Genomic DNA, 8,907 nt, shown 5'->3' with positions numbered 1-8,907 from the left:
TCCTTTAGGGTATTTCTCTCTAGGCGAAACAGACAAAAGAGAATATACCATTCAATAAATCGAATGAACACTTATTAGACAGCGACAACTACTATTGAAACTATAAAACAATCAGTATATTTGTTACCGCACAACTGTTAACTTAAAAAATCAATCAATTTGTCTTCACACCACATTGTTCGCGATGATCAAGAACCGGCATTAATCATTGCCAATGGTTCCTCCTGTAATCCCGAATTGTTAGGACAATTATTAGAATGGTCTCCAGTTGTTATTGTTTTAGATTCGGCAATGGAGCGTGTCATGAAATTGGACATTAAAGTTGATGTTTTACTAGGAGACTTTGATCGTGATTTTGATCCTAGTGTGTATCAAATTCAACAATATCCGTTAGAGATTGTCCATACGCCAGACCAAAATAAAACAGATTTAGAAAAAGCTTTTGATTATTTAATCGAAAGGAAAATTCCAGCAGTAAATGTAGTTTGGGCAACCGGAAAACGCGCCGATCATACCATAACTAATTTAACGAATATTGTTCGATATCGTGAAAAGCTTAAAATCGTCATTTTAGATGATCATTCTAAAGTATTTTTGTTACCAAAAAAATTTGAAAAATGGTATACCGCAACGACTCCTATATCTTTAATCCCTGTCGGTCAAGTAACCGGAATTCGATCTGAAAATTTATTTTATCCTTTGTCTAATGACACCCTTACGATAGGCTATCAAACAGGAAGTAGTAATCACGTCGCTAAAGATGGCCTAGTCGTCATAGAACATCTCGAAGGTGATTTATTACTTATGGAATGCAACGATTAACAAAATAAGTAAAAACTACCGCACAATAAATAGAGTAAAGCATTCTTTTTATATAACTTGCAACAAATTTTGACAAAGTAGCATTTAATGTTGTCAAGAAATAATAAAATCAATGTCAAAGCAGCTTACAGAGAAAACGAACCTACACCCAAAAAATCAGCACCGTTCTAGGTATGATTTCGAATTTTTATTAAAAAATTCACCTGAATTAAAACCATTTGTTTTTATCAATGAGCACGCAATCGAAACTATTGATTTTAGTAATCCTGATGCGGTCAAAGCATTAAATAAAGCATTGCTTTTAAGCTATTACAATATTAAAAACTGGGATATCCCGCCTTTTTACCTGTGCCCTCCTATACCTGGTAGAGCAGACTATATTCATTATTTGGCAGATTTATTAGCAAGCAGCAACCACGGTGTTATTCCACTTGGAGAAACTGTAGTTGGTCTTGACGTTGGAGTTGGTGCCAATTGTATTTATCCACTTATTGGCAACACAACTTATGGATGGAGCTTTTTAGGAACTGATATTGATGAAAAGGCAATCGAAAATTGCAGCAGTATCATCCAAAACAATCCTCAATTAATAGATGCCATCAGCTTACAACAACAAGTTGAATCAAGATTTATCTTTAAGAATATTATCACCAGGGAGGATAAATTTACGTTTACCATTTGTAATCCGCCGTTTCATAAATCACTAGAAGAAGCTACTAAGGGAACAATCAGAAAGATCTCAAATTTAGAAAGCAAAAAAACAACACAACCAGTGCTGAATTTTGGAGGTCATAATGCCGAATTATCGTGTGAAGGTGGCGAGCTTGGATTTATCACTCAAATGATATTCGAAAGTGCAAAATATCCTTTACAATGTTTTTGGTTTACAACACTTGTTTCCAAGCAATCCCATTTATCTAGTATTTATAAAACACTGAACAAAGTAAATGTGGTAGCGATTAAAACGATAGATATGGCTCAAGGCCAAAAAATTAGCCGTATCGTTGCCTGGACTTTTTTAAGCGAAACCCAGCAAAAAGAGTGGAAGTTTTAATTTTATAGACGCTACTGAATCCTTTTTTCAAACCACTTCTGAATCCTACCACAGAATAGCTTATTTTTTAACCACTTACTTAGTACGCTAATTAGGGAGGAGCCTCTTTCTATTTTATTAAATTCTCAAATTAAAATAAAAATTAAAACATAATTCTAAAAATAACGATATTACTAAACAATTATTAGCTTAAAATTAATTATAGCAATTTAAAATTAATTTTTTAACTAAAAATTATGTAAGTTTGATAAAACATTAAAAGACCGAGATGCAAAAATTAAAGAATAAAATAGAGAGCAATTTCAGTCCAAAAGCAAAGTAGATTGTCGCAGACAACCGAAAGAAAGGTACTATCTATATATTTTCTAGTATTGAGCAAAGTGAGAATTTGATGCCTTGACTATTAATTAGTCTTTTGTTGCCGTCAATAAATACGAAGTAATCTGTGCAAAAACAGCGTTTACATATCGAAAACCCAGATGACACCAAATTATGGAAAAGTCTAATAAAAGGTGACGAAAATGCTTTTTCACTCCTTTTTAAAAAACATTATGCGCAACTCATAGTCTACGGAAATTCTTTTAATCCGTTTCCTGATAAAGTACAAGATTGCATTCAAGATGTATTTACAGATATCTGGTTATACCGTGACAATTTAAATCAAGATGTAGTAGTTAAAGCGTATCTACTATCATGCGTTCGCAAAAGAATTACAAAACTAAAAGTACGAGACAAAATTTTTACATTTGGTAGTTCAGTTGACAACATTCCATTTTTAATTGATTTTTCCATTGAACATCATCTCATAATTGATGAAATATCCAAAAGTCAAGTAACGCATTTAAACCGTTTAATTAATGCACTGCCCTCGCGTCAAAAAGAGGCCATTTACTTGCGCTTTAATCAAGATCTCCCTATCGAACAGGTAGCGACTACCCTAGGTATTAACTACCAATCAGCTAATAATTTACTTCATCGCGCAATCCTTAGCATGCGCGAAGGTTTTAAAAACGGCACTCTTATTCTACTCCTTTTACTGCAGGTTTTTTGTAAATAAAAAAAATATTGAAAAAAAATCAATTTTAAGTGAGTATCATTTGATAAAAGGGTCCTCTATATAATTGTAACAGTATATTTTTTAATGCAAGATCGAAATAAATACACCGAAATAGAGCATTTAATTGCTAATGAGTCCTTCCGATTGTGGGTTTATACCAACAAAAACCAGGATCAATGGGAAGAGTGGACATTAGAAAATCCTAACCGAGCTAAATTGGTAGCGGAGGCACGTATATGGGTACTGGCCATGCACGTAGCCCCAACTGATATTCCTTCAACTGATATTCAAGACGCATTAGATGCTACTTGGAATAAAATAGATAAAAAAGAGGTTAAAGCGCCAGTATCACTAAAGCTTAAGCCGTGGAAAAGCAATTGGATTGGCAGAGTCGCAGCACTACTAGTTTTATGTCTCGCAATTGGCTTTGTTTACAAAAGCAGTACGAACTACAACAATAGTCCGTTGATCTATAATAAATTAATTGAAAGTGATGCTGATGGTTTAGTAGAGCAAGCAAATAACTCAAACAAACCACAAATCATAACGTTGTCTGACGGAAGTTCTGTGCTATTGCAACCCAATAGTAAACTTAGCTATCCAAAAGAATTTTTAGGCAATGAAAGAAAAGTATATCTGTCTGGAGAAGGTTTTTTTGAAATAAGTAAAAATCCTAAAAAACCATTCTTTGTCTATGCAAATGAAATTGTGACTAAAGTAGTGGGAACGAGTTTTAAGGTAAAAGCTTATGCTGACCAACCAAATGTGGAAGTGGTCGTTCGCACTGGAAAAGTAAAAGTGATGCCTAATGAACAAATTACGAATCAAAAAAATAAATTGATCGTTCTTTTACCCAATCAAGCTATGCGATTCGTTCGTAAAAATACAACTTTTAACAAAATCGTTGATATTACTTTAGACAAAGTTCTAATCAGCTCAACGAGCAATATTGAACAGTTAGGGTTTGAATTCACTGATATCCCAGTATCTCAAATTTTTAAAACTATTGAACAAGCCTATTTAGTAAATATCGATTATCCACAAGCCAAGTTAAAAGACTGCTATTTAACGACCTCATTAAATGATCAACCCTTGCCCGAGAAACTAAAAATTATATGCAGAAGTCTCGGAAACAACACAAGCTACGAAATGAATGGAAATCAAATTATAATATTATCCAATGGATGCAACTAACAAAAGAATGCATATGAATTATTAATTTAAAAAAAAAAACGCCGAAGATGCTGTAACATCCTCGACGCCATTAAATAATGCAATTCACTCCCTGTAAAGAGTGCTTGCTTTGTTCTTCTTTAACCCAACTAACGAGTATTAATAAAAACTAACCAAAACTATGAAAAAAACCGTCTTAAACCAACGACTATTTATTCAAATTATGAAAATAACTTTATTCCAATTTATCTTAGCTTTTGTCTTTTCTACAGTGACTTTTGCAAGTGCGATTAGAGGTCAAAAAAAACTAGATACTAAGATCACCATCTCAGTAACTGATTTGAACTTAGATGTTGTTTTAAATAAACTTGAAAAACTATCAAATGTGAAATTCTCATACAATTCTAGAATGTCTCAGATGAACCAAAAAGTAGATTTATTTGCTGAAAACGAAGCCTTATCTAGCGTCCTAACTCGAGTTTTAAAACCGCTTAAAATTAATTACAGTGAGGTAAGCAACCAAATTGTTTTACAAAAGGAAGGCAACAAAGCAAACTACTATTTTACGGGTACTGATGCTGAAATTATCAAAGGTAGAGTACTTGATGAAAATGGACAACCACTTCCTGGGGTAACTATTATCGTAAAAGGAACGAATAAAGGTACTACTACGGACATTGATGGAAATTATACAATCTCAACTGACATTGGAGCAACCTTACAATTTTCATATGTAGGTTTGAAAACAAAAGAAATTAAAGTTACCGGAAAAACCATAGATGTAGTTTTAGTAGGAAATGGCGAAACACTACAAGATGTGGTTATACTTGGATCGCGCAGTGCGCCAAGAACTGTAACTGAATCAGCGGTGCCTATTGATATCATTAGTATGAAGGAAATAGCATCACAAGGGGCACAAGTGAATCTAAACCAAATTTTAAATATGGTAGCTCCTTCATTTACTTCAAACACAGCAACAGTTGCTGATGGAACGGATCATATTGACCCAGCACAATTAAGAGGCCTTGGTCCTGATCAGGTTTTAGTTTTAGTGAATGGAAAAAGAAGACATACTTCTTCTCTTGTAAATATTAACGGTTCGCCAGGTAGAGGTGCTGTTGGTACTGATTTAAATGCAATCCCTGCTTTTGCTATTGACAAAATAGAAGTCTTAAGAGACGGTGCTTCAGCTCAATATGGTTCTGATGCTATTGCGGGTGTAATTAACATTAATGTAAAAAAAGCAACAAACAAATTTGACATTGCTTTGTTTAGCGGTAGTCATTTTTCAAAAGGGGCAAACGATCATAGAGGTGGTAATGATGGTAATAATGCCCAAATTGATTTAAACTATGGAACTAGTCTTGGAAAAGAAAAAAGCTTTATCAATGCTACAGCGAGTTTCCAAGTAAGAGGTCAAACAGGCAGAGCCAAAGATGCAACTGGAAATATATTTAATGCGTACAATGCTATTGAACAAAGAGCTATTGAAGGAGGAACTAATATTAATGCCTTGTTTGGTAATATAAACAATACGCCTAATTCAACTCAAATTCTTGGCCTTATTAAAACCTATGCTCCTCAAGTTAATTATTTCACTGCTGGACAACAGAGTGCAATACTAGGTGCGTCGACCATAGCTCAAATGCAAACAGCATTAAATTTTGATGCAACTGATGGAGAATTAGCTTACAGAAAATTACAGCGAAGTAATTTTAACATGAAAGTTGGGCAATCCTCGCTACAAAGCGCACAATTTTTTGTAAATGCAGCCTACCCTATCAATGAAAACCTAGAAGTATATGCTTTTGGAGGAACTAGTTACAGAGCTGGTGAAGCGGCAGGATTTTACAGAAGACCAAACCAATCTCGAGCTTACACTGGTTTATATCCAAATGGATTTTTACCAGAAATACACTCTACAATAAACGATGTATCAGCAGCAGCTGGGCTTAGAGGTAAGATATTTGAATCTTGGAATTTTGATTTGAGTAATACTTTTGGAAGAAATGCATTTGATTATAACATTCAAAATACATCCAACGCGACGTTAAGAGAAAATTCACCAACGGAATTTGATGCTGGAGGTTTAGCTTTTTCTCAAAACACCACTAATTTCGATATCAGTAAGAAGTTTGACAAACTGAACGTAGCATTTGGAGCAGAATTTAGACATGAAAATTTCCAAATCAACGCTGGACAACCAGAATCTTACAATACTTACGATATTAACGGGAATGTGGTTACTGCAGCTACTCCTAACAACATTAAAGTTTCTTCATTTTATTATACCGGATCAAATGCAGGAGAACTTCGCCCAGGAGCATCTCAAGTTTTCCCCGGTTTCAAACCAGCCAATGCAGTTGATAAAGGAAGAAGCAGTGGTGCTATATATGCCGATTTAGAGTATGATGTCACTGAAAAATGGTTATTGAACGGAGCATTGAGATATGAAAATTATTCTGATTTTGGTGGAACAACTAATTACAAATTAGCTTCTCGTTACAAAGTAACAGACAATATAAATATTCGTGGAGCAATTTCAACAGGATTTAGAGCGCCTTCCTTACACCAAATTTACTTTAATTCGACTGCTACTCAATTCGTAGGTGGTGTACCTTTTGAAGTAGGAACTTTCAGTAACGATTCTCCTGCAGCTAAATTATTAGGAATTCCGCAATTGAAACAAGAAGAGTCTCAAAGTGCAAGTATTGGTTTCACGGCGAAAATTCCAGAAGCGAAAATTACATTAACAGCAGATGCTTACATTGTAAAAATCAATGATAGAGTGGTACTTACTGATCAGTTTTCTAGACCCGGAGGAACTCCAGCTGCTGGATCTCCAGCTGCTCAATTAAATGCTTTGTTCGATTCTGCCAATGCAACTGCCGCTACTTTTTTCGCGAATGCAATTGACACACAATCAAAAGGTTTGGATGTTGTAATTAGCCACAAAGGAATTATTGGAAACGGATTAACTTTAAAAACTGATTTATCCGGGACGATATCAAACACTAGAAGAGTAGGAGCTATTAAAGCCTCTCCTATATTGGAGGCTAATGGTCAAATTAATAGATATTATTCTGAAACTAGTAGAGTATATCTTGAAGAGGCCGTTCCTAGAGTAAAAGCAAATTTAACCAACTCCCTTTCAGTTAAAAAGTTTGACTTCTTTTTAAGAAATGTATACTTTGGAGCAGTTACTGACCCAAACACCGTTGATGCCAATGGAGATGGAAAAATAGACGGAGCTATAATTAATGGACAAGTTGTGGAGAAAGAACATCCAGTTTGGGGAGGAAAAGTAATAACAGACTTATCTGTTGCATATAACTTTACCAAATCTGCAAAAATTGTTGTTGGTGCTAATAATATATTGGATATTTATCCTGATACCAATTTTGGTCCTACAACTGCGATCAGACCTAGAGTAGTAAACGGAGCAATTGATTATACTGCTGCTCCTACCACTATCGATTTATCTAATTCAAATCAATTTACGTATTCAAGAAACGTATCTCAATTTGGTCAAAACGGAAGATTTGTTTTTGCTAGATTAAGTTTTAGTTTCTAGCTAGTACTTAATAAAAATAATTAAAACCATTCGCTAACCCGAATGGTTTTTTTTGGCATTTACTTTCCTATTTTAATGAAGATAAACTTCGTAACTTTGTAGGACTAAAAATGCCTCCCTAAACATGAATTTTCAAGTAGTATCCGATTACCAACCCAAAGGAGATCAGCCACAAGCTATCGAGAAATTAACACAAGGAATTATCGATGGCGATCAGTTCCAAACCCTTCTAGGTGTAACAGGATCAGGTAAAACTTTTACGGTTGCCAATGTGATTCAAGAAGTGCAAAGACCAACTTTAGTCTTAGCGCACAACAAGACCTTGGCAGCGCAATTGTATTCAGAATTCAAACAATTTTTCCCAAATAATGCGGTAGAGTATTTTGTTTCCTATTACGATTATTACCAGCCCGAAGCCTTCATGCCGGTTACGGGAGTTTTTATTGAAAAAGATCTATCCATTAACGAGGAACTAGAGAAAATGCGATTAAGCACCACCTCTTCCCTACTGTCTGGACGTCGCGATATTTTAGTGGTTGCTTCTGTTTCTTGTTTATACGGTATTGGTAATCCGGTTGAATTTCAAAAAAATGTTATTGCAATTGAAAGAGACCAAACGATTTCTAGGACAAAATTACTACACAGCTTAGTGCAAAGTTTATACTCTCGAACTGAAGCCGACTTTACTCCCGGAAATTTCCGAATAAAAGGCGATACTGTTGAAGTATATCCTAGCTATGCTGATGTTGCTTTTAGAATTCACTTTTTTGGCGACGAAATTGAAGAAATTGAATCGTTTGATGTTAAAACAGCTCAAGTAATTGAAAAATTTGAAAAGCTAACGATTTACCCTGCCAATATGTTCGTTACTTCTCCCGATGTCCTTCAAGGTGCAATTTGGGAAATTCAACAAGACTTAGTTAAGCAAGTAGATTATTTTAAAGAAATAGGAAAACATCTTGAAGCAAAAAGACTTGAAGAGCGCACTAATTTTGATTTAGAAATGATTCGGGAATTAGGCTATTGTTCGGGAATCGAAAATTATTCCCGTTACCTTGACGGACGCTTAGCAGGTACCAGACCCTTTTGTCTGCTAGATTATTTCCCTAAAGACTATTTAATGGTTGTCGATGAAAGTCACGTCACACTATCTCAAGTACATGCCATGTATGGAGGTGACAGAAGCCGAAAAGAAAACTTAGTAGAGTATGGTTTTAGGTTACCCGC

Annotated in this window: 6 protein-coding genes; all 6 read left to right on the top strand. The window is 34.8% G+C overall.

Features of this window, described 5'->3' with window-relative positions; genetic code table 11:
• Positions 1-159: 159 nt before the first annotated feature.
• Positions 160-822: a thiamine diphosphokinase gene (locus P8M54_RS14995; protein ID WP_300288835.1), complete on the top strand. Its 663-nt coding sequence runs from the start codon at positions 160-162 to the stop codon at positions 820-822.
• Positions 823-934: 112 nt separating this feature from the next.
• Positions 935-1,876 carry a 23S rRNA (adenine(1618)-N(6))-methyltransferase RlmF gene (gene rlmF / locus P8M54_RS14990; protein ID WP_300288834.1) on the top strand — a complete coding sequence of 314 codons (942 nt, stop codon included), beginning with the start codon at positions 935-937 and terminating at the stop codon, positions 1,874-1,876.
• Between the two features lie 445 nt (positions 1,877-2,321).
• The gene (locus tag P8M54_RS14985; protein ID WP_300288832.1) at positions 2,322-2,933 is read left to right on the top strand and encodes a sigma-70 family RNA polymerase sigma factor; all 612 of its coding nucleotides are present in this window, start codon (positions 2,322-2,324) and stop codon (positions 2,931-2,933) included.
• 84 nt (positions 2,934-3,017) lie between these two features.
• Positions 3,018-4,127 carry a FecR family protein gene (locus P8M54_RS14980; protein WP_300288831.1) on the top strand — a complete coding sequence of 370 codons (1,110 nt, stop codon included), beginning with the start codon at positions 3,018-3,020 and terminating at the stop codon, positions 4,125-4,127.
• A 160-nt stretch (positions 4,128-4,287) separates the two neighbouring features.
• Positions 4,288-7,680, top strand: coding sequence for a TonB-dependent receptor (locus tag P8M54_RS14975; protein WP_300288830.1), 3,393 nt, complete (start codon positions 4,288-4,290; stop codon positions 7,678-7,680).
• Between the two features lie 124 nt (positions 7,681-7,804).
• Positions 7,805-8,907 (top strand): DEAD/DEAH box helicase family protein (locus P8M54_RS14970; protein WP_300288829.1); only part of this gene is annotated, 1,103 nt, incomplete at its 3' end.

It is taken from the genome of Flavobacterium sp., from assembly GCF_029242675.1.
Lineage (GTDB): Bacteria > Bacteroidota > Bacteroidia > Flavobacteriales > Flavobacteriaceae > Flavobacterium.
Note: the sequence above shows the minus strand (reverse complement) of the source record. Positions and strands in the feature narration are given on the sequence as shown.